This is a genomic window from Streptomyces sp. NBC_01267, from assembly GCF_036241575.1.
Classification (GTDB): Bacteria; Actinomycetota; Actinomycetes; order Streptomycetales; family Streptomycetaceae; genus Streptomyces.
The window spans coordinates 6,979,572-7,003,253 of record NZ_CP108455.1 but is presented as its reverse complement, the minus strand read 5'-3'; the positions used below and the strand labels follow the sequence as shown (position 1 = coordinate 7,003,253).

Here is a 23,682-nt window from a genome sequence, read left to right as displayed (position 1 = left end):
GTTACGGAAGGCAGTAGCCGCCGGCCATACAGCTGATGGGGCGGGCGCTCTCGTAGTCCGGGATTTCCGTCTCCAGCTCACCGATGGTGAGATCGAGCACCTGGGAGGCCTCGGTCCGGAGTTCTTCCTGGGCGGTCACGTTCATGTCCATCCTCCGATGTGGGGCGAAGCATGCACTTGCGGCTCACTGCGTCGGGACAATTCCAGAGCGTGATCGCCGGCGTCAAGGGATCGCCTGGGGCGGCTCGCCATCTGGCGCATAACATGCGTTGCTACGGTCCGGGCCGAGGCTGCGCCCAGCACATACGTGCGGGTCCCGGCCGACCGTCCGCAGAACGTACGCACACGACCACTGACTCACGGGGAAACGAATGCTGAAGATCGACTGGGACCGGCGCACCTGCGCACGGCGCGGGCACGTGACCTATGTCCCGCAGGAGCCGGAACTGGCGGAGCGGCTGCGCGCCGAGACGCGGCTGGGCGAGGCCTGGCGCTGTCTGCGGTGCGGGGACTTCGCCCTGGGCGACCCGCACGGATCGGGCCCCGCGGACGAGGCCCCGCTCGTACCGCGCGGCAAGGTGCTGCGCGACCTGTTCATCCTGCGCTTCCTCGCCGTGGAGCGGGCGGTGCGCGGGGTGTTCATCGTGCTGGCGGCGGTGGCCGTATGGAAGTTCAGCAACAGCCAGGACGCGGTGCGCAGGCTCTTCGACGAGAACCTGGACGTGCTGCGTCCGGTGTTCCGGCACTTCCACTACGACCTGGACCACTCGCCGGTGGTCGGCACGATTCAGAAGACCTTCGGCTACAAGCACTCCACGCTGATGCTGGTGGCCGTACTGCTGCTGGCGTACGCGCTGATCGAGATCATCGAAGGTGTCGGGCTGTGGCGGGCCAAGCGCTGGGCCGAGTACCTGACCGTGGTGGCGACCGCCGTCTTCCTGCCCCTGGAGGTCTACGAGCTGACCGAGAAGGTCAGTTGGCTGAAGATCGCCACCCTGACGATCAACATCCTGGCCGTCCTGTACATCCTGCTCGGCAAGCGGCTGTTCGGGTTGCGCGGCGGCCACGCCGCCTTCGAGGCCGAGCGGCAGAGCGCCTCACTGCTCGAAGTGGAGACCACGGCGGGGGTCGGAGCCGTCACGCCGTGACGGCGGGCACCTGATTCCACGCGGCGACGACGGGACGGCCGTGCTCGGTACCGATCCGGCTCACCGACGCGGTGTCCAGCCGGAAGAGCGATCCGCCGGACGCCGGGAGCCCGAGGCGGCGAGCGGTCAGCACCCGCAGGAAATGGGCGTGGCCGACCACCACGACGTCTCCGCCCTGCCCGTCGAGGTCGGCGTCGCGCAGCGCCTTGTCGACGGTGGCCAGCACCCGGTCCGCTCGCGCGCCGACCTGCTCGGGGGTCTCACCGGGGTGCTCGGGCGGGCCCTCGGCCACCCCGTCGGTCCACAGGTCCCAGTCGGGCCGGTCCCGGTGGATCTCCACGGTGGTGATGCCCTCGTACGCCCCGTAGTCCCATTCGTGCAGGTCGGTGTCGGGGTACGCGGGGCTGAGCCCGGCCAGCTCGGCGGTGCGCCTGGCGCGGGCGAGGGGGCTGGTCAGGGTGAGGGCGATCCGGCGCTCGGCCAGCAGCGGGGCGACCGCGCGCGCCTGGTCCTCACCGAACGCCGTCAGCGGAAGATCCGTCCAGCTGGTGTGTTTCATCGTGCGGCTCCAGCTGGTCTCACCGTGCCGCACGAGAATCAGCTCACCCATGTCCGCCCTGTCCTTTGCGTCTGTAGATGTTGATGGTGCACAAGGGGTTCAGCCTGCCATGAACAGCGATCATTCCCTCAGAGGCGGCCCGGCCGTGTGATTCCCGGCGCTCTCCGGCGTCGGTCCCGTGTTGCTGCGCCACGCTGGTGAGACCCACATCACTCGTACTGCCATCCCTGCACCGGTCGCGTTCTCCGGTCCCTCATGAGGCGGGCACATCACGGGGGTTGGGGGGTGCGGGTCCGGGTCACGGTGCGTTGCCGGACCGCCGGTGCGCCGTAGCGGAGTGGACGGGCAGGCGGTACCGTCACGTGGACACGACGAAGGTGTGACGGAAGTCCGGTGAGAATCCGGCACGGTCGCGCCACTGTGAACCCGAAACCCGGGAAGTCAGACCCAGCGCCTTCGTCTCAGGTACCACGATCGGGACGCGTGTTCCCCAGGAGGTTCTGCCATGGCAAACACCCTTGCCCCCACCCCGAGTGCCCCCGCCACTCCGGCGATCGCACCCATCTCCCTCAAGGCCATCGCCCCGTGGGCGGTCTTCTTCGGGATCCTCATGCTCATCCTGCTGTACTTCGTCGGCGCCGAGCAGGGCGCGACCTCGCTCGTCTCCGGTTCGGACGTGCACGAGTGGGTTCACGACGGCCGTCATCTCCTCGGCTTCCCCTGCCACTGACGCCCGGGGGATCCGCTTCCATGAACTCCATATCCGTCCGGGCCCTGCTGGTCCGTGGCATGCTCGCCGGGCTCGTCGCCGGTGTGCTGGCGCTGATCGTCGCCTATCTGCTCGGTGAGCCGCAGGTGGACTCGGCCATCGCCTTCGAGGGCTCGCACAGCCATGAGCACGAAGAGGAACTGGTCAGCCGTTCGCTCCAGTCCACGGCCGGGCTGGCCACCGGGGTGCTCGTCTTCGGTGTCGCGGTCGGTGGCATCGCCGCGCTCGCGTTCTGCGTCGCACTCGGCCGTATCGGCAGGTTCGGCCCGCGTGCCACCGCCGTGCTGATCTCGGTCAGCGCGCTGATCGCCGTGTACCTCGTGCCCTTCCTGAAGTACCCGGCGAACCCGCCGTCCGTCGGCAGCCCCGACACCATCGGCAAACGCACCACCCTGTACTTCCTGATGATCGTGCTCAGCGTGCTGCTCGCCGTCGCCGCCGTGCTGGTGGGCAAGCGGCTGGCGCCCCGTCTGGGCAACTGGAACGCCACGATCACGGCCGGGGCCGCGTTCCTCGTGGCGGTCGGGCTGGCGTACGCGTTCCTGCCGACGATCAACGAGGTGCCGAAGGACTTCCCGGCCACGCTGCTCTGGCGGTTCCGGCTCTCGGCACTCGCCATCCAGTTCACGCTGTGGACCGCCTTCGGGCTGCTCTTCGGCCACCTCGCCGAACGGCATCTCATACCGCGTACGGTCCCGGCCCGCAGCGAGGACAGCACCGCCCTACGCAACACCGCACCGGTGAGCTGACGGCGCAACAGTTGACGGCTGACACACCGGGACAGAACCCGCCGGACCACGGTCCAGGCGGGTTCTGCGCGTCCGGGCCCGTCCGGGGCCCGGACCGATCCGCATGATCCGCACGATCCGCACGATCCGCACGATCCGCACGGGAGGATCGGGGAGCACCGCGGCCACCGGTGTATTGGCCACCTGTTCATCTCCTCCTTCCTCCGCCTCACACCCGGGCCCGGAAGAGTTCCGTCGGGTCCGGAAGCAGGACTCGAACCGAGCTCGATCGAGAAGGGGACGTTCATGGCCGAGTTGACGCGACGCAGACTCCTTGGATCAGCGGCCGGTGCCGTCGGTGGCGCTGCCGCACTCTCACTGCTGCCACCCAGCGTGCAGAAGGCCGTGGCGGCCGGTCCGCCGCGCCACGGCTCCATGCGCGACATCGAACACGTCGTGATGCTGATGCAGGAGAACCGCTCCTTCGACCACTACTTCGGCACGCTCTCCGGCGTACGCGGATTCAGTGACCCGCACGCGCAGAAGCTGGACAACGGCCGCTCGGTCTTCTATCAGCCCGACGCGGTGAACCCCAAGGGCTACCTGCTGCCGTTCCACCTGGACACCCATACCTCCAGCGCCCAGGCCATCCCGTCCACCAGCCACGCCTGGTCCGTGCAGCACGAGGCGTGGAACAACGGCAGGATGGACCAGTGGCTGCCCGCCCACCGCAAGGCCGACGGCGCCAACGGCCCTTATGTCATGGGGTACTACACGCGGGAGGACATCCCGTTCCAGTTCGCGCTCGCGGAGACGTTCACCATCTGCGACAACTACTTCTGTTCCGTGTTCGGCCCCACCTGGCCGAACCGGATGTACTGGATGACCGGCACCATCGACCCGGGCGGCGCTCAGGGCGGCCCGATCATCGACAACACCGTGCCCGAGCCGTACCGGTGGACGACCTACGCCGAGCGCCTCCAGGCGGCAGGCATCAGCTGGAAGGTGTACCAGCAGGAGGACTCCTACGGCTGCAACATGCTGACGAACTTCCGGACGTTCCGGGATGCCCAGCCGGGCGACGAGCTGTACGAGCGCGGTGTGCGTCCGCAGCCCGAGGGCACCTTCGAGGACGACGCCCGCAACGACCGTCTGCCGGCCGTCTCCTGGATCATGCCGACGAGCTACCAGTCCGAGCACCCGGACTATCTCCCGGCGGCGGGCGCGGACTTCGTGGCGCAGAAGATCGAGGCCATCGCCTCCAACCCGAAGGTGTGGGCGAAGACGGCCTTCATCCTCAACTACGACGAGAACGACGGGCTGTTCGACCATGTGGCGCCGCCCACTCCGAAGGCCGGTACCACGGACGAGTTCATCCAGGGTCTGCCCATCGGCGGCGGATTCCGCGTCCCGTCGATCATCATCTCGCCCTGGACCGTGGGTGGTTGGGTAGCGGGCGAGGCGTTCGACCACACCTCGGTGCTGCAGTTCCTGGAGCAGTTCACGGGGGTGCGGGAACCCAACATCACCCAGTGGCGCCGCCGCACCTTCGGTAACCTGACCTCGGCCTTCCGCTTCTCCGACACCCGGCACCGCCCGCCGCACCTGCCGGACGACACGGCGGAACAGCTGGAACAGGCGAAGGAAGAGGTGGCGACGCTGCCGAAGCCGACGCTGCCGGGGGCGGCGCAGAAGTTCCCGAAGCAGGAGCGGGGGCACCGGCCTCGTACGTAGGTGTACCGGCCTGATCGGCGCTCCGGTCGGGGCTGCTCCGGCAACCAGGCGGCCCCGACCGCAACACGACCGGCCCGGTCCGGCTCCGCTCCGGTCCCGGTCCCGGCCTCGGCCTCGGCCCCCATCTGGCTCCGGTCCGCCCGCCGGCGTATGCCGCTCACGCCAGGTCGTCGCGTCCCCACCACGAAGGAAGGTCCGGCACATCCGCGTCCCAGGGCTTCGGGGGCCCGGGGTCGGGCACCGGCCCCGCGGGCTCCTGGACCACGGCGGGCCGACTCTCCCGCACTGCCGCCGACGTCGCCTCGGGTGCGGTGTTCGACGGCTCGGACTCCTCGCTGTCGAAGAGTTGTTCCGCCACCGAGAACCGCACATGAAACGTCTGCCACGCGCCGTCCAGGACCATCAGGAATCCGTCGCCGTCCCGGTAAAGCCTGCGGCGCTTCGGCGTGTTGGGATGCACCGGTTCGAAGCGCTCCGCCCGCTGCCGGAGCTCGGCCAGCGCCTCCTCGCGAGTCCCCTCCACCTGCCCCATCACGCCGACCGACCACATCCGGTTCTTGCTGCCGAACCCGATGTTCTGCTCAACGATCAGCCCCCATCTGGGCATACCTCTCCTGTCCCCTCTCGCCGGTGGCCCCGCTGCCGTCGAACCGGGAACAACACCGGGTGACGCACGCGCCTGGGCCCATTGTTCACCGGTCCTTCCGAGCGGCGCCGTCACGTCCGGCCGCCCAGGGCGATTCCGGTGCCCAGGCCGGCGCAGCCCGAAGTGCACAACAGGACGTGGACACCGACGACATCACTGATGGCGGTGGCGGCGTGACGGCAGTGACGGCAGTGACGGCATATATCGCTAGCCGGTATATGGTTTCTCCATGACCGAGCAATCGCTGCGGGAACCGACCCTCCTGCTTCTCACTGCCCTCGCGGACGCGCCCCGCCATGGCTACGCACTCATCAAGGAGGTGGAGACGATCTCTCGCGGCCGGGTCCGCCTACGAGCAGGCACCCTGTACGGCGCGCTGGAACGATTGCTCAAGCAGGGGCTCATCCGGGTCGAGAGCGAGGAGGTCGTCGACAGCCGGATGCGCCGCACCTACGCCCTCACCGACGCGGGTTCCGTCCTCCTCGCCGCCGAGGCCGAGCGCCTGCGCGCCACCGCCGACGAGGCGGTGCGGCGCCTGGGAATCAACCTCGACCGACCGGACGGAGCCACCGCATGAGCACGCCCGTGCCGCACTGGACCACCCGCGTATACCCGCCCGACTACCGCCGCACATACGCAGCCGAGATCAGCGATCTCATCGCCTGCGTCAGGGCCGACGAAGGGCGGCTGGCAGGCGCCCTCGAAATGGTCGCCGTCCTCGGTCACGCACTGCGCCTGCGCACCGGCCTGAACTCCGCCCGCCCCGGCGGCCGGTTCCTGGCAGGGCTGTTGCCCTTGACCGTCCCCGTCGCCGCCGCACTCAGCCTGACGCTGCTCGTCGTCTGGCGGATCCCCCCGCTGCCCTGGGACGGCGCGCACGCCTACACCCCGCTCGCCTACGTTCCCTGGCTCGCCGTCCTCGGTTTCGCGCTGGCGGGCCGCTGGGCCACCGCCCGAATCGCCGCCGGGGCCGCGCTGTTCGGTGCGGCCGTGTCCCTGCCGCTGGTCAGCTGGACCGACGGCGCGGAAGGGCTCGTACAGAACCGGTCGACGCTCATCGGCCTCGCGCTGGCGGCCGTCCTCGTGCTCGCCGCACCACCCGACCTGCCGCCCGCCACTCGCGGTGCCCGTCAGAAGATGGCACTGATCACCCTGGCCCTGGGAGTGCCGCTACTGGTCGGGTCGGTGACGGCCTTTCAGGCGGCCTCCGGGCCAGGGACCACCACTTCGGCACGGCCCGATCCGCTGCATCTGCTCTTCTTCTTCACCCCGCTGGTCCTCGCCGTGCCCGCCGCCCTGGCAGTAGCCCGCGCCCGCTACGCCCCGGCGCTGGCCGCTGCACTGATCGTGGCACCGGTCCTCGCGCTCCTCCCGCCAGGATTCCTGGCCTCGGTGCCGTACGACACCGGAGGCCTGCTGGCAGACGGCGTGTTCGGGACAGGTGTGATCGCACTCGCCGCATACGTCGTCCGCAGCACCCGCGAGCGACGGCGCGCCGTGGCCCGCTGAACACCGCGCTACGCACCCGGGGTTCGGAGCCCGAACTCCGAGCTCCGGGTTTCGAGTTCCGGGACCGGCCGACTCACTCTTTTGTGGGTACGCAGCCCGTTGTTGCGGTGCCCTCAGCCCGTGACCAGCCCAACGAACCCGACCCACGCCTCGGGTCCAACGGTCAGCATCGGTCCGTCGAGCCGCTTCGAGTCCCGGACGAATACGTGGGTGGATCCGGTGGCAACCTCGACACACTCGCCGCCATTGCCGGTGCTGTAACTGCTCTTGAACCACTCCAACGCAGGCATAGTCGGTTCGATGCGCTGCACGGTCATCTCCCTCCCAGAAGTTTCTCGATGAACTCCGAAGACTCACTCGGGGTGAGTGCCTGAGACCGGATGATGCCATAGCGGGCTTCGAGCTCACGAACCGTCGACTGTGCGGTATAGAGACGGCTGTCACCCTGCACTTCGGCGTACGCGATGCGCTGCCCCTGCGCGGTGTCGATCAGCGTGAATGGTCCCCCCAGAGCACCGTGGTCCTCGCGATCCATCGGCATCACCTGAACCTCGACGTTTCGCTTCCTGCCGATGTGGAGCACCTGCTCCAACTGACCGTACCTAGTCGACGAACCGCCGATCGGCCGATGAAGTACGGACTCCTCGACGATGAAGCTCAACAAAGGAGCGGGGCGTCGGTCATAGATCTCCTGTCTGGCCAGTCGGGCCAGAACGCCCTGTTCAATGACCTCGTCGTCCAGCAGCGGGCGCTCCATCTGGAAACCGGCTCGCGCGTAATCCGCCGTCTGCAACAGACCCGGAATCGCGTAGACCCCGTATACGCACAGCGCCGCAGCTCCGGCTTCCAACCGTGCCGCGTCCCGGAAGAACGCCGGATACTGTGCCCGCACCACCTCTTCCTTCAGCGCCTTCAGTAGCCCCCCGGCATCCAGAATGTCGTCTGCCTTGTCGATGAACCCCGGCTGCGGAATCCGCCTCCCCTGCTCGAACGACGCGACCGACTGCCCCGCGTACCCCACTCGCTTCCCGAACTCCGTCCGGTCCAACCCTGCCCGCGTTCGCAGCAGTTTCAGTTGCCTCCCGAACGCGATCATCACCCCGGACCCGGACTCCCCCGCAACCGCACCCGCACCGTCCTGCGTCATCGCCACCACCTGTCCCACGTACGTACACGCCGAACGCCCGCCGCGTACAACCAACCCGCGACGGCGCGTCACCCCTGGTCACGCTACGCCACCGCGCGTCACCGTGGAGGCATGAACAGCAAGCCACCACTCCCCCTACGCCCCCTCCGCACCACCCAACCCCGCTTCCCCTGGCACCACTTCACGATGCGCTTCACCTCCAGCCCACGCGGCGCCCGCCTCGCCCGCCGCCTCGCCGGGAAACGTCTCCACGCGTGGGGCGTCCCCTACGGAAGCGACGCACACGACGCGTTGACGCTGGTCGTCTCCGAACTCGCCGCCAACGCCGTGAGCCACGGCCTGGTACCCGGACGTGGCTTCCGTCTCCGGCTTTCCGCCGAAGGCACGACCGTACGCGTGGAGGTCACCGACACCCGGGGCGAATGCCTCCCCGCCCTCACCGAACCGTCCGACGAACTGGAGGGAGGCCGCGGCCTGCTTCTGGTGGCCGCGCTCACGGACTGCTGGGGTTGGTATCCGCGCGAGGACGGGCCGGGAAAGACGGTCTGGGCCGTGCTGGACCTGGGGCCCGCGTAGATCCAGCGGCCGGACGCAGGTCGGGGCATGATCGGGCATGCCGAAGTGTCCCGACTGTCGTCACCTCAACCGTCGGACATGTCTCCATGAATGATGCGCCGCGCCGCGGCACCCCGGCGCGGAAGCCGGGTCGCGCAGTGGGGCGGCAGCGGGCGAATTCCCGGTGGATATTCTTCAGCTCCGGGCCCGATGTGCCGGACCAGCCGGTCGGTCGCTCGGCCGGTGTGCCGTGAAGGGGGAGACACAGTGCAGGGAGCAACCTCACGACGTTCGGTCAGGAGAGCCGAGCGTGCCTGGACCCAAGCGGTGGAACTACTGCGCCAGGGACAGCAACAGGCCGCCGCCCAGGCCTTCACGGAGGCCACCGAGCACGACCCGACCGCCGCCGACGCCTGGCTGGGGCTGCATTCCACCGGGACGCTCCAGGCGCAGGCCCTGGACGCGATGGTCGTCAACTCCGGGTCGTTCGGGGCGCTGCGCTCGAAGTTCTCGACGCCTCTCCGGTCGAACTTCCAGATCGGGCACTACGTCACCTTCCGGCTGGAGAACGCGCGCGATCTCTGGCTGGCCGCCATGACCGCGCTCCTCGACGCCGGGCAGCTCGACGAGGCGTGGGCGGCGCTGTGCACCGCTCAACTGGACTGCGACGAGACCCGGTTCGTCTGCGCGCGGCACGCCTTCCTCAAGGAGGAGTGGCCGTCGGTGCTGACGTTCGCCCGGGGGATCCAGGAGCCCTTCCTCCGTGACGAGGCGCAGTTCTGCATCGGTGCGGCGCTCTTCGCCCAGGGCGTCTACCACGAGGCGCTCAACGTACTGGGGCCCCTGCCGCAGAAGCTGGAGGTGGGGAGCCGTTTCGACGGCGAAGTGGCGTACTTCCGTGGGCGGTGCCTGGAGAGTCTCGGCGACACGGAAGCGGCGTTGAAGCAGTATCAGTACGCCTTCCGCTGCGCTCCGGGGATTCACGACGTGGACGTACGGGCTCAGGTACGCCGGACGTCTCCCGTCCCGTCGGACGGCCCGGCGGCCCCGGTGGCGCCCGGGACCGCCCCCGCACCGAGTGCCCCTGCGTCCGCCGCCCCCGGTGGTGGCCGGAACGGGCAGAGCGGTCAACACGGCCAGTCCGACCAGTGCGCGCCGGATCCGGCCGCCCTGCTGGCCGAGGCCCAGGAGGCGCTCGACGCGATGATCGGCCTGGAGCCGGTGAAGCGTCAGGTGCAGACGCTCATCGCCCAGCTGCGCATGGCGGCGGTGCGCGAGGAGCAGGGCCTGCCCAGCAGCGCCCGTCCCCGGCACTTCGTCTTCGCCGGTCCTCCCGGCACCGGGAAGACCACGGTCGCCCGCATCGTCGGCAAGGTCTTCGCTGGTCTCGGGCTGCTGGAGAAGGGGCACGTCATCGAGGCCCAGCGCGTCGATCTCGTCGGCCAGCACCTCGGATCCACCGCCATCAAGACGAGCGGGGTGATCGATTCCGCGATGGACGGCGTGCTGTTCGTGGACGAGGCGTACGCCCTGTCCAACAGCGGGTACTCCGGTGGCGACGCGTTCGGCGACGAGGCGCTCCAGGTGCTGCTCAAGCGGGCCGAGGACGACCGGGACCGGCTGGTCGTGGTGCTGGCGGGGTACCGGGACGAGATGGCCGGGCTGCTCGCCACCAACCCCGGGCTGGCCTCGCGGTTCACCACCCGGGTCGACTTCCCCTCGTACGACTGGGAGCAGTTGCTCCTCATCGCGCGGTCGGTTCTGGCGGCTCAGGGCGACGCGCCGTCGGACGAAGCGGCGGAAGCACTCGGGCAGGCGTTCCGCACCGCTGCGGAACGCGAGCTGACCGACACTCTGGGCAACGGGCGCTTCGCCCGTGAGCTGTGCCTGAAGGCGACCGCCCTGCGGGACCTGCGGCTGCTCCCCGCCCACGCTGCGGGAACGCTGACCCGCGAGGACATCGTCACGGTGCTGCCCGAGGACGTGAACGCCGCGTACCAGGAGCTCATGGAACCGCATGACGGACCGTCATGAACTGACCGTCCGGTCGCCCCCTCCTCGACTACACAAAACGGTGAAACAGGCGCAAAATAGTGGTGGTACGGCTCTGACCAGTGCCGTGCCGTGCGGTCGGACTTGCATCGCAGAAGGAGGCGAGTCGTATGGCCGACGTGTCACACAAAGCAGACGTCTCACAGAAGGCAAGAGGAGATCTGGGAAGTCATCCCGACGTTCCTGAAATGCAGGCCAGGTACGCTCGAGTGCTCGGTGGACGTGATGTGGCGTTCGCGGACGGGCCGGTGTTTCTCGTCGGTCTCTACTGCGCGGTATCGCCGTGGGTGCTCCACTTCAACACCACGCAGCCGGCGCTCACACCGGTCAACATCATCATGGGCATCGCGATCGGTCTGCTGGCCGTCGGATTCGCCGCTGCACCACAGCGCATGTACGGCCTGAGCTGGGCCATGTGCGCCATGGGTGCGTGGTTGATCGCGGCCCCGTGGGTCGCGGGCTCCGGCCCGGACAGAGGCGTGATCTGGAACAACGCGGTCATCGGCGGTCTGACGATCCTGCTCGGACTGATCTGTGCCGGTGTCTCGGCCAGAAGCCGCCGTCACAGGGTGTGATGCAGAGGAAGTGAGAGTGATGGTGCCGGCCTGAAGTGGTCGGCACCATCTCATCTCTGTGTGCGTCAGCCCTCCTGCGTCACCGCGCAGGTGTGGGCTTTCGTGTGTCACCGCGCGGGCGTCACCACGCGGGCGCCGAGACCGAGGTGATCACGCAGGGTGTCGCCCTCGTACTCGCTCCGGAACACCCCTCGTTCCTGGAGCAGCGGTACGACGGTGTCGGCGAACTCGTCGAGTCCGCCGGGGGTCAGATGCGGGGTGAGGATGAACCCGTCGCTCGCGTCCGCCTGGACGAACTCGTTCAGGGACGCAGCGACCCGCGCCGGGGTGCCGATGAACGACTGGCGGCCGGTCACCTCGATGATCAGCTCCCGGATCGAGAGGTCCTTCGCCTCGGCCAGGGCGCGCCAGCGGGCTGCGGTGGCCGTCGGGTCCCGGTGCATCCGTACGCTGGCCCGGCCGCGGGCGACGGTGTTCTCGCCCGCCAGCGGCTCGACGGCGGGCAACGGCCCGTCGGGGTCGTAGGAACTCAGGTCCCGGTTCCACAGCTGTTCGAGCAGCTTGATCGCGGTCTGGCCGCTGACCTGCCGGCGGCGGATCACGTCCGCCTTCTCCTGTGCCTCGGCGTCGGTGTCGCCGAGTACGAAAGTGACGCCGGGCAGGATCTTCAGCTCGTCGTGGGAGCGCCCGTAGGCGGCCAGCCGCCGTTTGACGTCGGCGTAGAAGACCCGGCCGTCCTCCAGGGTGCCGTGCCGGGTGAAGATGGCGTCGGCCGAGGACGCCGCAAACTCCCTGCCCTGTTCGGAGTCGCCCGCCTGGAAGATGACCGGCCTGCCCTGGGGGCTGCGGGGGACGTCGAAGTGGCCCCTGATGTCGAACTCACTGACGTGGTGGTCGAATCCGCCGGGCGCCGGATCGCTCAGGAAGACTCCGGAGTCCTTGTCGGCGACGATCTCGTCGCCTCGCCAGGAGTCGAAGAGTTCCCAGGTCGCGGTGAGGAACTGGCGGGCCCGCTCGTAGCGGTCCTCCTGGGCGAGGTATCCGCCGCGGCGGAAGTTCTGCCCAGTGAACTCGTCCCAGGAAGTGACGACGTTCCATGCCGCGCGACCGTCCGACAGATGGTCCAGGGAGGTGAACTGCCGGGCCACTTCGTACGGTTCGTTGAAGGTGGAGTTGATCGTGCCGGCCAGACCGAGTTTCCCGGTGACCGCGGCGAGGGCGCTCAGGACGGTGAAGGTGTCCGGCCTGCCGACGACGTCGAGGTCGTATATCCGGCCGTTCTGCTCGCGCAGTCGCAGCCCTTCGGCCAGGAAGAGGAAGTCGAACTTGGCGCGTTCCGCGGTCCGGGCGAGATGTGCGAAGGAGCTGAAGTCGATCTGACTTCCGGCGGCCGGGTCGCTCCACACGGTGTTGTTGTTCACGCCGGGGAAGTGGGCGGCGAGATGAATCTGTTTGACGGGCTTGGTCATCCGAGGGCGTCCTTCGTCTCTTCGCGGTGTTCAGGGCATGCGCGGTGTTCAGGGCATACGCAGTGCTCAGGGCATACGCGGTGTTCGACGCGTACGGCGCGGGCTCTCGGGCGTCTCCGCGCGGCGGGCATCAGGCGGTGGCGTAACGGTTCGCAGGGCGCGGCAGGCCGAGGAGGCCGCGCAGGGTCCTGGCCCCGTACGTGGTGCGGAAGGCGCCCCGACGTTGCAGTTCCGGCACCAGGTGGCGGGTGATCTGCGCCAGGTCGTGGGGCAGCGTGCCGGGCCGCAGCCGGAACCCGGTGAGCCCGGCCTGCTGGAGGTCCTGGAGCAGGTCGGCCAGCCCGGCGGGCGTGCCGGTGAAGATGCGGGCATCGCTGGTGTACTCGGCGCCGGCCCGCCCGTCCAGGCGAGCCTTGCGGTCGGCGGCTGCCTCCGGAGTCGCGTCGAGGAAGACGACCAGGTCACCGAAGACGTGCACCGTCTCGTCAGCTCGGCCCGCGGCGGTCTGCGCGGCACGGATCCTGTCGGTGATCGTGCGGGCGTCCGCCGTGTCGTGCGGGGTGACGAATCCGATGTCGGCCGAGGCCGCGACGAGTCGGTACGGCTCGGCCCGGTGCGCGAGCGCGGCGACGACCGGCTGGCCCTGTGGCGGCCGGGGGGTGATCGACGGTCCCTTCACCCGGAACCGGTCGCCCTCGAAGTCGATGTAGTGGAGCTTGTCGCGGTCGATGAAACGGCCGGTGCGCAGATCGCGGATCTCCGCGTCGTCCTCCCAGCTGTCCCAGAGCCGGCGCAGCACCTCTACGTAGTCGCCCGCCTCGTCGAACAGCTCCTTGATCAGCACCTGGCCACCCGGTGATTCCCAGCCCGCCTCGGGCAGCGGGGGCAGTGCACGGCGTCCGAAGTGCGCGGATTCGTCGCTGCGAACGGACACCTTCACCCTGACTCCGGCCCGGCCGGTGCTCACATGGTCGAGGGTGGCCACCGCCTTCGAGAGGTGGAACGGCTCGGTGTGGGTGACCACGGCGGTCGGGACCAGTCCGATGTGCCGGGTCAGCGGCGCCACCCGGGCCGCGATCAGGACGGCGTCCAACCTGCCCCGGACCTGGTCGGTACGCCCGTCGGGTCCGGTGTTACGGGAGGACTGGAGGCTCAGCGCGTCCTCGATGGTCACGAAGTCGAGCAGCCCCCGCTCGGCCTCGGTGACCAGGTCGGTCCAGTAGCGCGCCGTGAACAGTTCGCCGGGGCGGGCGTCGGGTTCCCGCCAGGCGGCGGGGTGCCAGCCCGCTCCGTCGAGGGCCACGGCGAGGTGGAGGGGTGCGGGTGATCGGGACATGGCAGTACCGCTTCCTGCTCGGAAGGTGCTGTACGGAAGGGGCCGTACGGGAAGTCCTGCGCGGAAAGTCCTGTACGGAAGGTCCTGTACGGATGAGGACCCACCCCGCCGAGGTCATGGCCACACTGCGTCGAGTGCGGCCGGTGCGGTGCATGGCGGGGCGGGACGGGCAACGCCGGACCGGCTCCGCACCCGTGCGGGAGCACGGGCCGGGGTCCGGGGTCCGGCAGTGGGGCGCTAGGAAGCGCTGTGCAGCGAAGCTGCGTGCCGCGAGGCGGCGGTCTCGTACGCCGGACACAGCGCGGCGGAGACACGCTGCAGATCGATGTGGCGCCGGGAGTACGTACCGGCAGCGCGGCGGCGGACCTTCAGGGTGCGGACGACGGGCGGCCGGGACACTCCGTGCACGGTCACCGCCCCTCGACATCCCGCTACCGGATCAGGTGCTGAACGGTATCTCCGCAGCGGTGCCGGGCACAATCCCCACCTGCGGCGCGCACTCGCGACCCGGCCCGGAACAGCAGCTGGGACCCCGGACGAACGGGGGTCCCAGCTGCTGGTGTCCGAGGGATTCACGCGGACAACCCGTGTGCTCCCGAGAGCGAGCGCCTCATCCCACGAACCCGCCCAGCCAGTGGGCGGGTTCTACGCTGCGCCCTGCGGCCACCGCCCCACCTTCGTTCGCCCACACACCAACCAGTGATCAGCGGTGGTCGCACCCGGCCGGGAGCGGGGCGGCCGTCAAGCGGTCAGGCCTGGCCGGTGACGGCCTCGTCGCCGTCACCCGGGTGCGTTTCACCGGTCGGCTCCGCGTGCCGGGGCAGCCGCACGGCCGCGTCGTTGGCCAGCAGTTCGCCGGCCGCCCGCCAGGCCCGGTCGGCGAAGCGCGCCGCCTGGGGGTGCGCGCCATGTGAGGGGTGGGCCAGGTGGGTGCGCACCGCGGGGGCACCCACCAGCGGGACGAGGCGGACGGAGGGGTGCGTATTGCGCTGGGCGGCGGAGACCGGCGCGGTTCACGGATCACCGCCGAGCACGGCGCACCCCGTGTGCTCGTCAACAACGCCGGGGGCAACCGCGACCGGCCGTTCCTTTCCGTGACCACCGAGGACTGGGACACGGTCATGGCCACCAACCTCTCGGCCCCTTCCACCTCAGCCGTGCCCTCGCGCCCGGCACCGGACGCGCCGTCGTCCTGGAGGAGTTCGGAAAGCCGCTTCGGCTGCGCGAGTTCGACCTGCCGCAGGCCCCCGACGGCGGCATGGTCGTCGCCTGCGGCTACGGCGGGATCTGCGGCACGGACCTGCACCTCCAGCAAGGGCACCTCGACATCCCCGTCCCGCTGGTCCTGGGTCACGAAGGTCTGGGTGTGGTGAAGGAGTTGAGCCCCGGCCACCACCAGGACGCCACTGGCGCGCCGCTGGCCGCCGGTGACACGGTGATGTGGGCCTCCTCCATCGCCTGCGGCGTCTGCCGGGCTTGCCGGCTGCACCGCGAACCGACCCTGTGCGAGAACCGGCGCACCTACGGCGTCAACCGCTCCCTCACTGACGGCCCGGAGCTGTCCGGCTCCTGGGCCGACCACATCGTGCTGCAGCCCGGCACCACCGTGGTCAAGGTCGACGACGGTACCGACCCGCTCGCCGCCATGTCGCTCGCCTGCGCGGGGCCCACCGTGGCCCACGCACTGTACGAGCGCAGGCCGGTGCGGATCGGTGAGGTCGTGGTGGTGCAAGGCAGCGGCCCGGTCGGCCTGGCGGCAGCGGCCTTCGCCCAGTTGGCCGGCGCGGCCAGGGTCATCGTCGTCGGCGGCCCGGCCGGCCGGCTGGCCCAGGCCGCCGCGGCCGGCATCGGCGATGTGCATCTGAACATCGCCGACGCCACCGATCCCGGCCAGGTGCTGCGGGAGGTGACGGCTGCCACCGGCGGGGCCGGGGCCGACCTGGTGATCGAGTGCGCCGGGGTGCCGGCCGCCGTCGGACAGGGCCTCACCCTGGTCCGACGAGGAGGCACCTACCTGGTCATCGGCCAGTACACCGACGCCGGTGACACCCTCGTCAACCCGCACCAGATCGTCTACCGGCAGCTGGACGTCATCGGGTCGTGGGCCTTCACGGGCGCCCACCTCGTCGAGTACGTCCGCCTGCTCCCGGCGCTCAGCGCGCGGTTCGACCTCGCGAGCCTGGTGACCCCCTTCTCGCTGGAACAGCACGCCGCCGCGCTGGACGCGGTCGCCGACGGCTCAGTGATGAAGGCCGTACTGACGAGCTGACGGACAGCCCGGGAGAGGGGAGCCGACCGTGGGGCGGGCCTCTCCTCCCCCGGGCCCGGGACCGTCACCTGCGGTCCGCGGTACCGGGCTGTCGCCTGCTGCCGGTCGGCTCACTTCTCCCCGGCGAGCGTACCCACCGCCGCCTCTGTCGCCCGGTCGTCGGGCAGGTAGGCCAGGAAGTGATGGCCAGGCTCGTCCACGGCGGCGAGTTTGACGTAGCGCAGCCTCAGATCACCCACCACAGGGTGGCGGAAATGCCGCACAGCGGGATGAAAGGCCGAGGTCTCCCGGCGGTCGTACCACCGAGCCGCGTCGGGGTCGGTCAGCAGCTCTTCGGTGATCTCGGCATACCGGCCGTCCTCGGGGTGGCGGGCCGCCTTCGCACGGAACTGGCCGAGCAGACTCCTGGCCTCCGGCTCCCACTCGGTGAGCAGCGTGCGCGCAGGCTGCCAGCGGAAGACCAACCACAGCAGGTTGCGCTGCTTGGGAGTCAGCCGCGCCGGGTCGGTGAGCAGCGCCGCATAGCCGGTGTTCCAGGCCAGTAGGTCCCAGTGCGGGTCGAGCACCACGGCCGGGTGCGGGGCCAGAGCCTCCACCAGTGACAGCAGGTTCCGCGACACCCAGCCCGGCGCTGACCCGCCCGGCGCGGTCTGTTCCACGAACGACCTGACATGCGCGGTCTCAGCCGCGTCCAGCCGCAGGGCGCGTGCCACTGACCGCAGCACCTGCTCCGACGTACGGACCCGGCCCTGCTCCAGCCACGCGTACCAGGAGCTGCTGATCCCGGCCAGCTCGGCGACCTCACTGCGTCGTAGCCCCGGGGTGCGGCGCCGTGGTGAACCGGGCAGCCCCACCTCACCGGGGGTCAGCCGCTCACGCCTGGAGCGCAGAAAGGCGCCGAGCTCCCTGCGTGGGCCACTCGCCTGCGCACGCCCCGTGGACGTACCCGCCTGTCCGTGCTCTTCCGGTCCGACGCCGTGCATATCGGACACTCCTCCCCGTACGCGCCCACCCGTCGTGCCCTCCGGCGGATCCAGTAGAGCTCCCGGCCGAGCGCGGGAGCCCGCGCCCCCTTGGGACCGCGGCACCCGCGCGCCAGGGTATGAGCAAGGGTAATCGGATGCGGGCCGGCCGGGAGCGACCGCGATGGTGAGCTGGATCTGCCGACCAGAGAGCGTCGGCAGATCAGCAAAGGAGCACCTCGTGGACATCTCTGACTCCGCCGACACCTCGGACTCCGCCCACATCTCCGGCACCGCGACCGACGGCACCGCGACCGACGGCACCGACACGACTGCCACGGACTTCACCGCCCGCCCGGCCTCCGCGTTGCCCGCCGCCTCGCTCCGGCTGCTGCGTGCCGCCGGGTTCGCCAGCAACTTCGACCGCTTCTGCATCACGCCCATGCTGCTGCTGATCGGTTCCCAACTCGGCGTCTCGCTGCCGACCGTGATGCTCGCGGCCAGCGGGTACTTCCTCTTCTACGGCCTGATGCAGCCGGTCTGGGGCCTGGCCAGCGATCGGATGGGCCGGGTGGCGGTCATGCGGTTCTCGCTGGCCGGGGCCGCCGTCGCCGCGCTGTGCTCGGTGATCGCCCCGAACGCCCCGACGCTGATCGTGGCGCGCGCTGCCGCCGGCGCCCTCTTCGCCGCGTCCATCGCCGCGTCCATCACCTACGTCGGCGACACCGTGCCCGCCGCGGTCCGGCAGCGCCCGCTCAGCGAGCTCATGACCGCGTTCGCGCTGGGGACGGCAGTGGCCACGGTCGTCGCCGGGGCCCTGGCGCACTACGTCAGCTGGCGGCTGGTGTTCGCACTCCCCGGCCTGTTCGCCGCGTACCTGGCCATGGCCCTGCGTCGGCTGCCGGAACCCGTACGCGAGCCGGCCGGTTCGATGCTCGCCCCGATCCGGGTGGTGCTGCGCTCACGCTGGCAGTGGTTCGTCATGGCCATCGCGATGCTCGAAGGGGCGGTCCTGCTGGGCTTCTTGACCTATCTGGCCCCCGCGCTGGAGGCCCAGGGGGCCTCGGCCACGCTGGCGGGCGCGGTGTCCGCGCTCTACGGCGTGGGCTCCATGTCAGCGGCGCAGATGGTCAAGCGGCTGGTCGGACGGTGGACGCCGACGTGGCTCATCGTGACCGGCGGGGTCCAGATGGCCCTGGCATTCGGTCTCGCCGCGACGAGCCGGTCGGTGCCGGCGCTGGTGGTGACCGCATTGCTGCTCGGCGGCGGCTGGTCATTCATGCACTCCACGATCCAGTCCTGGGCCACCGGGCTGTCCCCGACGGCCCGCGCCACCGGCGTCGCCATGTTCGGCCTCGCCCTCTACGTCGGCAGCGCCTTGGCCAGCACCCTCGCCGCCGCCCCCGCCGAACACCACGCCTACCACGGGCTCTTCCTGACCGCCGCCGCCCTGACCGTGCCCCTGACCCTCACCGCCGCCGTGGGCCGCGCCCGCTACCGCGGCTGAGCGCCCTTCGCCTACCTTCGCAAGCGCCTGGAGCGGTTCATCACCGGTCAACGCGGGCACCCTCGCCATCCCCAAGGCCTTCAGCGCACCAGCACCGAACAAGACCTCGAACGCAAAAAAGAACTCCCAGCCCGGACGAATCCGTGCTGGGAGTTCCATGAAGCCAACCTGGGCAGTTGCGAGAACTACCTCTGGTTCTGGTGTCCGAGGGGGGACTTGAACCCCCACGCCCGATAAAGGGCACTAGCACCTCAAGCTAGCGCGTCTGCCATTCCGCCACCCGGACAAGGTGTCTGTCGGCCGCGACTTTGTTCCCCGCGGCGACAAGAACAACAATACCAGGGGTTTGAGGTGCCCTTCACCTGCATTTGCCGTGGTCAGCGACCGGCCCAGCAGCGCACGCCGGCCAGTGCGCGAGCCGGCACTGCGGGAAGTTCCCCGGCACGCCCCCCCTCCCCGCCCACTCCCCGCTGCGCCGCCCGTCATCGCGGCGGGAGCAGGTCACCACCGGCGAAGGCGGCGTATGCCCCCCTCCCCCGGCGCGAAGGAAACGCGAAGAAGGGGAGCACGCCCTCTGGGCGCCGCCCACTGGACGGAGAGCCATTCAGTATTCGTCGACTGTATGCAATCTATCGGGCCGAGCTCCACCACCCCTACGAAGGGAATGGATCTTCGCCATGCCTGACCCCGATGTGCTCGACGCGAAGGTGTCCGCCGAGCAGGCCCGGGTGCCCGAGTCGGGCCGCTAGCGGGCGTCGGCCCGCTCGGCCGGTGATCCCGCGGCCGTCGAGAAGCTCGCCGATCTGCTCGTCAAAGCCGAGAGGTCCGCGATCCTGCTCGGCAGTCAGGTGTGGACGACCCGCGCCGCCGACTCGGCCACCGAGCTCGTCCGGACGCTGAACGCGGCCCTCCGCCCGGCTCCGTCCGAGCCGGGCGGAGGGCCACCACGGGGACCCTCAGTTCCGGCCCCGGTGAGCCTCCTCGCGGAGCCCGTGCAGATGCGCCGCCGACTTGCGGGCGAAGGCGAAGGAGTCCACCGGCTGATCGTGCTCCACCTGCCAGTGGTGGCTGCGGCGACCGCCGTGCGTGCGGTTCACCGCCGAGATGAAGGTCTTGTAGTCGATGTCCCCGTCCCCGACATCGGTCATGTCGTAGCCGTCGCGGGCGGCTTCGTCGTGGACACCGTCCTTGACGTGGAAGAGCGGGTAGCGGTCGGGCTGCTTCAGTACGTAGTCGAGCGGCTCGAAGGGGGCGGGCTTCCCCTCGGCGGTCCTGCTGAACCGGAACTGGCCGGTGAACGCCCAGTAGATGTCCATCTCCAGGTAGACCAGATGCGGGTCGGTCTCGGCGAGGAGCACGTCGTAGAGGCGGACGTCGGGCTGATCGGTGGCGAACGAGAACTCGTCGCCGTGGTTGTGCTGGTAGAACTTCATGCCGCGCTTCCTCGCCGCGGCGCCGTAGGTGTTGAAGTCCGCCGCGGCCCGCTTCCAGGCGTCGACGGTGGATCCGTAGCGGAACGGGCCCGACGCGGTCCCGATGTGCTTGAGGCCGAGCGTCTGGGCGTCGTCGAGGACCTTGTCGAGGTTCTGCGCGAAGCTGTAGGCGCCGGGGTTGTTGTCGTCGTAGTAGTTGACGTGACTGCCGATGCCGTTCAGACCGTGGTCGCGGGCGATCCGGTGCAACTGGGACGGGGTGATCGCCCCGGTGCCCTGGGTGTACCCGGCGTACTCGATCTCGTCGTAGCCGAAGCGCTCCAGCTCGTCGAAGACCTTGGCGAAGCCGATCTCCGCGATCTTGTCGCGCAGCGAGTAGAGCTGGATGCCGAGGCGCCCGGGGGTCAGGACCGGTCCGGTTCTGCCGTGCGTGTCGCCGTGTCCGGGGTGGTCGCCGTGGAGCTGCCCCTGCTGGTGCCCCTTGGCACCGGCTGCGGCCGGGGTCGCGGAGAGTCCGAGGAGGGCGGCAGCGCCGGCCCCCGCGGTGACACCGAGCATGTTGCGCCGGCTGAGCCTGTGGACGAGGTCGGGGTCGGTGGCTGCGGAATGACGGCTCATGTGCGGAACTCCTCATGCCTGTCGGGGTGTTGGCCTGTGCGGGTGGTTGGACGGGCGGTCCGGTGGTCAGTGCAGTCCGGCGAGCCGCAGGAGAAGCGACTTCACCTCGGTCGCCGCGACCCGGCCGCGGACCGCGTCGGGGGTGGAGCAGAGGATGAGCGGACCCTCGTCGTCGCTCGCGGGGAGGCGGCCGTGACTGCCGCGGACCGGTGAGGGATCGAGCGGTACGACGGCCATGCGGTAGCGCATGCCGAGCTTCTTGCGCGCCAGTGCCTTGGCCGCCTTGAGCCTGACGTAGGGGTCGAGCGGGTCCATGAACAGCTCGACCGGGTCGTACCCCGGCTTGCGGTGGATCTCCACGAGCTGTGCGAAGTCGGGGGCGCGCGCGTCGTCGAGCCAGTAGTAGTACGTGAACCAGGCGTCGGGCTCGGCCACGGCCACCAGTTCCCCGGAACGCGGATGGTCCAGGCCGTGGCTCTTCTTGCCCTCGTCGTCGAGGAGCTGGCCGATTCCTTCGAGGTCCTGGAGGACTTCGCGGGTGGCTTCGAGGTCCTCCGGGCGGCGTACGTAGACGTGCGCGACCTGGTGGTCGGCGACGGCGAAGGCCCGGGACGTCATCGGGTCGAGGTACTCCATGCCGTCCTGGGTGTGGACCTCGACGAGTCCGGCGCGGCGCAGCGCCCGGTTGATGTCGACGGGGCGGCTGACGCGGGTGATGCCGTACTCGGAGAGCGCGACGACGGTCCGGCCCTCGGCGCGCGCGTCGTCGACGAGCGGGGCGAGGACCCGGTCGAGGTCCGCCGCCGCCCGGTGCGCGCGGGGGTCGTCGGGTCCGTAGCGCTGGAGGTCGTAGTCGAGGTGGGGGAGGTAGCTGAGGGCGAGGTCGGGGTGGCGGGTGGCGAGGAGGTGGCGGGTCGCGTCGACGATCCAGCGGGACGAGACGATGTCCGCGCCCGGTCCCCAGAAGTGGAACAGGGGGAACGTGCCGAGTTTCTCGGTCAGTTCGTCGTGGAGGGACGGGGGCCGGGTGTAGCAGTCGGGTTCCTTGCGGCCGTCCGCGTAGTAGACGGGGCGGGGGGTGACGGTGAAGTCGGTGTCGGCGCCCATCGCGTACCACCAGCAGATGTTGGCGACGGTGTAGCCGGGGTGGGCGCGGCGCGCCGCGTCCCAGATCCGGTCCCCTTCGACGAGCCCGTTGTGCTGGCGCCACAGGAGGACTTCGCCGAGTTCGCGGAAGTACCAGCCGTTGGCGACGATGCCGTGTTCGGCGGGGGTGGTGCCGGTGAGGAAGGTGGACTGGGCGGCGCAGGTGACGGCCGGCAGGACGGTGGACAGCGGCGCCTGCGAACCGGCAGCGGCGAGGGACTTCAGGCGCGGCATGTGGTCGAGCAGCCGGGGGGTGAGGCCCACGACGTCCAGCACGAGCAGGGGGTTCGGTCCGGTCACGGCAGCTCCTTGAGTCCGAGGTCCGTCAGGAGGTCTCGGGCGAGGGTGAGTTCGGCCGCGATGCCGTCCGCGAGCTGGGCGCGGTTGCGGGGGCGCAGCTCGGGCGGCAGCGCCTGCCAGGTGTACGTCTCCACCTCCAGGTGGTGGGTACGGGGCACCGGTCCGCCGACGAGCCGGGTCAGGGCGTCCTGGAGAACGGGGAGGGTGGAGGTGAGTGGGGGCGCCGGTGGGGCGTGCAGCGGCACGTGGAAGTGGGCGCGCCACGGGGTGGTGTCCGGCAGCGCCCCTCCGGCCAGCGCCTCACCCAGGTCGTCGGTGCCGTGCAGCCGCGCGGCGGACCAGCTGTCTCCCGCCCCGCTCCTGCCGTGGGCCGTGCTGAGGGCCCGGGTCTGGTGCAGGAAGCGCGGTTCGGCGAAGGCCGCGAGGGCGGCGCGCACCTCGGGGAGATGCGGGTGTTCGGCGTGCAGGGCTGCGGAGAGCTGGGCCTTGGGGATGGGGATCCGCGCCTGCGCGAGGGCGTCGAGCGCGGTTCTCGGGTCTTCGAAGGAGGTGGCGAGATGGCAGGTGTCGACGCAGATGCCGATACGGTGCGAGCCCGATTCCGAGGCCACCGCGGCGAGCGGGCCAATCGCGTCGGACGTGGTCTCCACGGCGCAGCCGGGTTCGGGCTCCAGGGCGATCAGGACCGACTTGCCGGTCAGTTCCTCCAGTGCGTCGAGGCGCCCGGCGAGCGTGGTCAGCGCGGTGTGGGCCTGCCGGGCCGCGGTCTCGTCGTAGGCGGTCCGCCAGGCGAGCGGCAGGGTGGACACCGACCCCTGGCGCACGTCGTCGGGGAGCAGCGCGGCGAGCAGCCGGGCCAGGTCCGTGGTGTGGGCGAGGCGTTCGGGGTCGGTCCAGTCCGGTCGGTACACCCGGTACTTGACCTCGTCCGCGCCGAATCCCTCGTACGGGAAGCCGTTGAGCGTCACTACTTCGAGGCCGCGCCGGTCCAGTTCGGCGCGCAGGCCGCGCAGCGCCGACGGGTCGGTGGTCAGGGCGCGGGCGGCGTCCCTGGCGAGCCACAGTCCGATGCCCAGCCTGTCCCGGCCGAGGCGTCTGCGTACGGGCTCGCAGTGGTCACGGAGCTGGTCCCGGACCCCGGCGAGGGTCTCGGCGGGGTGGACGTTGGTGCAGTACGAGAGGTGGACGGTCGAGCCGTCGGGGTGCCGGAAGCGCATGGC

25 protein-coding genes, 1 tRNA gene and 1 riboswitch are annotated in these 23,682 nt (G+C 70.2%); of the genes, 12 read left to right on the top strand and 14 right to left on the bottom strand.

Features of this window, described 5'->3' with window-relative positions; genetic code table 11:
• Position 1: 1 nt before the first annotated feature.
• Positions 2-145, bottom strand: coding sequence for a hypothetical protein (locus tag OG709_RS31440; RefSeq protein WP_250302772.1), 144 nt, complete (start codon positions 143-145; stop codon positions 2-4).
• 229 nt (positions 146-374) lie between these two features.
• On the opposite strand from OG709_RS31440, the gene OG709_RS31435 reads away from it, so the two are divergent.
• The gene (locus OG709_RS31435; protein WP_250303139.1) at positions 375-1,148 is read left to right on the top strand and encodes a DUF2127 domain-containing protein; all 774 of its coding nucleotides are present in this window, start codon (positions 375-377) and stop codon (positions 1,146-1,148) included.
• Here the strand turns inward: OG709_RS31435 and OG709_RS31430 are convergent.
• Positions 1,138-1,758, bottom strand: a complete 621-nt coding sequence (locus OG709_RS31430; protein WP_250302770.1) for a histidine phosphatase family protein — start codon at positions 1,756-1,758, stop codon at positions 1,138-1,140. The genes OG709_RS31435 and OG709_RS31430 overlap by 11 nt on opposite strands.
• Before the next feature lie 307 nt (positions 1,759-2,065).
• A riboswitch (adenosylcobalamin (AdoCbl) riboswitch) is annotated at positions 2,066-2,210 on the top strand.
• Between the two features lie 2 nt (positions 2,211-2,212).
• Here OG709_RS31430 and OG709_RS31425 point away from each other — a divergent pair.
• The 3 genes from OG709_RS31425 (at position 2,213) to OG709_RS31415 (ending at position 4,938) form a co-directional block, all read left to right on the top strand.
• Positions 2,213-2,437: a CbtB domain-containing protein gene (locus OG709_RS31425; protein WP_250302769.1), complete on the top strand. Its 225-nt coding sequence runs from the start codon at positions 2,213-2,215 to the stop codon at positions 2,435-2,437.
• 20 nt (positions 2,438-2,457) lie between these two features.
• Positions 2,458-3,225: a CbtA family protein gene (locus OG709_RS31420; RefSeq protein WP_250302768.1), complete on the top strand. Its 768-nt coding sequence runs from the start codon at positions 2,458-2,460 to the stop codon at positions 3,223-3,225.
• A gap of 285 nt (positions 3,226-3,510) precedes the next feature.
• Positions 3,511-4,938: an alkaline phosphatase family protein gene (locus OG709_RS31415; protein WP_266645894.1), complete on the top strand. Its 1,428-nt coding sequence runs from the start codon at positions 3,511-3,513 to the stop codon at positions 4,936-4,938.
• Positions 4,939-5,095: 157 nt separating this feature from the next.
• On the opposite strand, the gene OG709_RS31410 is transcribed toward OG709_RS31415, so the two are convergent.
• The gene (locus OG709_RS31410) at positions 5,096-5,545 is read right to left on the bottom strand and encodes a hypothetical protein (RefSeq protein ID WP_250302766.1); all 450 of its coding nucleotides are present in this window, start codon (positions 5,543-5,545) and stop codon (positions 5,096-5,098) included.
• Between the two features lie 268 nt (positions 5,546-5,813).
• Between OG709_RS31410 and OG709_RS31405 the strand changes: the two genes are divergently transcribed.
• Positions 5,814-6,161, top strand: coding sequence for a PadR family transcriptional regulator (locus tag OG709_RS31405; RefSeq protein ID WP_250302764.1), 348 nt, complete (start codon positions 5,814-5,816; stop codon positions 6,159-6,161).
• Positions 6,158-7,093 carry a hypothetical protein gene (locus tag OG709_RS31400; RefSeq protein WP_250302762.1) on the top strand — a complete coding sequence of 312 codons (936 nt, stop codon included), beginning with the start codon at positions 6,158-6,160 and terminating at the stop codon, positions 7,091-7,093. Before OG709_RS31405 ends, OG709_RS31400 begins: the two co-directional genes overlap by 4 nt.
• A gap of 113 nt (positions 7,094-7,206) precedes the next feature.
• Here the strand turns inward: OG709_RS31400 and OG709_RS31395 are convergent, their stop codons facing one another.
• Both OG709_RS31395 and OG709_RS31390 read right to left on the bottom strand, forming a co-directional pair.
• On the bottom strand, positions 7,207-7,410 hold the full coding sequence (locus OG709_RS31395) for a DUF397 domain-containing protein (protein ID WP_374211319.1): 204 nt from the start codon (positions 7,408-7,410) through the stop codon (positions 7,207-7,209).
• Positions 7,407-8,240 (bottom strand): helix-turn-helix domain-containing protein, encoded by an 834-nt coding sequence (locus OG709_RS31390; protein WP_250303137.1) that lies wholly within the window; start codon positions 8,238-8,240, stop codon positions 7,407-7,409. The genes OG709_RS31395 and OG709_RS31390 overlap by 4 nt, the downstream gene beginning before the upstream one ends.
• A 111-nt stretch (positions 8,241-8,351) precedes the next feature.
• On the opposite strand from OG709_RS31390, the gene OG709_RS31385 reads away from it, so the two are divergent.
• The 3 genes from OG709_RS31385 to OG709_RS31375 all read left to right on the top strand — a co-directional run bounded on the left by OG709_RS31385 (position 8,352) and on the right by OG709_RS31375 (position 11,422).
• Positions 8,352-8,816 (top strand): ATP-binding protein, encoded by a 465-nt coding sequence (locus tag OG709_RS31385; protein WP_266645900.1) that lies wholly within the window; start codon positions 8,352-8,354, stop codon positions 8,814-8,816.
• Positions 8,817-9,122: 306 nt separating this feature from the next.
• Complete coding sequence (locus OG709_RS31380) at positions 9,123-10,829, top strand: AAA family ATPase (protein WP_266645901.1); 1,707 nt, start codon at positions 9,123-9,125, stop codon at positions 10,827-10,829.
• A gap of 128 nt (positions 10,830-10,957) precedes the next feature.
• A complete protein-coding gene (locus tag OG709_RS31375) occupies positions 10,958-11,422 on the top strand; it encodes an SPW repeat protein (RefSeq protein WP_250302735.1) in 465 nt (154 codons plus the stop codon).
• Between the two features lie 107 nt (positions 11,423-11,529).
• On the opposite strand, the gene OG709_RS31370 is transcribed toward OG709_RS31375, so the two are convergent.
• The 4 genes from OG709_RS31370 to OG709_RS31355 form a co-directional block, all read right to left on the bottom strand.
• A complete protein-coding gene (locus OG709_RS31370; RefSeq protein ID WP_329168556.1) occupies positions 11,530-12,891 on the bottom strand; it encodes an NtaA/DmoA family FMN-dependent monooxygenase in 1,362 nt (453 codons plus the stop codon).
• A gap of 130 nt (positions 12,892-13,021) precedes the next feature.
• Complete coding sequence (locus OG709_RS31365) at positions 13,022-14,227, bottom strand: LLM class flavin-dependent oxidoreductase (protein WP_329168555.1); 1,206 nt, start codon at positions 14,225-14,227, stop codon at positions 13,022-13,024.
• 237 nt (positions 14,228-14,464) lie between these two features.
• A complete protein-coding gene (locus OG709_RS31360; RefSeq protein WP_266645906.1) occupies positions 14,465-14,641 on the bottom strand; it encodes a putative leader peptide in 177 nt (58 codons plus the stop codon).
• A 335-nt stretch (positions 14,642-14,976) separates the two neighbouring features.
• Positions 14,977-15,165: a hypothetical protein gene (locus tag OG709_RS31355; protein WP_329168553.1), complete on the bottom strand. Its 189-nt coding sequence runs from the start codon at positions 15,163-15,165 to the stop codon at positions 14,977-14,979.
• On the opposite strand from OG709_RS31355, the gene OG709_RS31350 reads away from it, so the two are divergent.
• Together OG709_RS31350 and OG709_RS31345 are read left to right on the top strand one after the other, a co-directional pair.
• Positions 15,145-15,600 (top strand): SDR family NAD(P)-dependent oxidoreductase, encoded by a 456-nt coding sequence (locus OG709_RS31350; protein WP_329168551.1) that lies wholly within the window; start codon positions 15,145-15,147, stop codon positions 15,598-15,600. The two genes, OG709_RS31355 and OG709_RS31350, sit on opposite strands and share 21 nt — an antisense overlap.
• Positions 15,486-16,496, top strand: coding sequence for a zinc-binding dehydrogenase (locus OG709_RS31345; protein ID WP_250302731.1), 1,011 nt, complete (start codon positions 15,486-15,488; stop codon positions 16,494-16,496). The genes OG709_RS31350 and OG709_RS31345 overlap by 115 nt, the downstream gene beginning before the upstream one ends.
• A 110-nt stretch (positions 16,497-16,606) precedes the next feature.
• Here OG709_RS31345 and OG709_RS31340 read toward each other — a convergent pair whose 3' ends face one another.
• On the bottom strand, positions 16,607-17,479 hold the full coding sequence (locus OG709_RS31340; protein WP_250302730.1) for a helix-turn-helix domain-containing protein: 873 nt from the start codon (positions 17,477-17,479) through the stop codon (positions 16,607-16,609).
• 220 nt (positions 17,480-17,699) lie between these two features.
• Here OG709_RS31340 and OG709_RS31335 point away from each other — a divergent pair, with 220 nt between their 5' ends.
• The gene (locus tag OG709_RS31335; RefSeq protein WP_329168549.1) at positions 17,700-18,965 is read left to right on the top strand and encodes an MFS transporter; all 1,266 of its coding nucleotides are present in this window, start codon (positions 17,700-17,702) and stop codon (positions 18,963-18,965) included.
• 198 nt (positions 18,966-19,163) lie between these two features.
• Here OG709_RS31335 and OG709_RS31330 read toward each other — a convergent pair.
• The 4 genes from OG709_RS31330 to eboE form a co-directional block, all read right to left on the bottom strand.
• Positions 19,164-19,251, bottom strand: a tRNA-Leu gene (locus OG709_RS31330).
• Positions 19,252-19,921: 670 nt separating this feature from the next.
• Entirely contained in the window at positions 19,922-21,016 is a 1,095-nt protein-coding gene (locus tag OG709_RS31320) for a sugar phosphate isomerase/epimerase family protein (RefSeq protein WP_326693655.1), read from the bottom strand.
• A 66-nt stretch (positions 21,017-21,082) separates the two neighbouring features.
• Positions 21,083-22,462: an alkaline phosphatase family protein gene (locus OG709_RS31315; protein ID WP_250302726.1), complete on the bottom strand. Its 1,380-nt coding sequence runs from the start codon at positions 22,460-22,462 to the stop codon at positions 21,083-21,085.
• Positions 22,459-23,679 carry a metabolite traffic protein EboE gene (gene eboE / locus OG709_RS31310; RefSeq protein WP_329168547.1) on the bottom strand — a complete coding sequence of 407 codons (1,221 nt, stop codon included), beginning with the start codon at positions 23,677-23,679 and terminating at the stop codon, positions 22,459-22,461. The genes OG709_RS31315 and eboE overlap by 4 nt, the downstream gene beginning before the upstream one ends.
• Positions 23,680-23,682 lie beyond the last annotated feature (3 nt).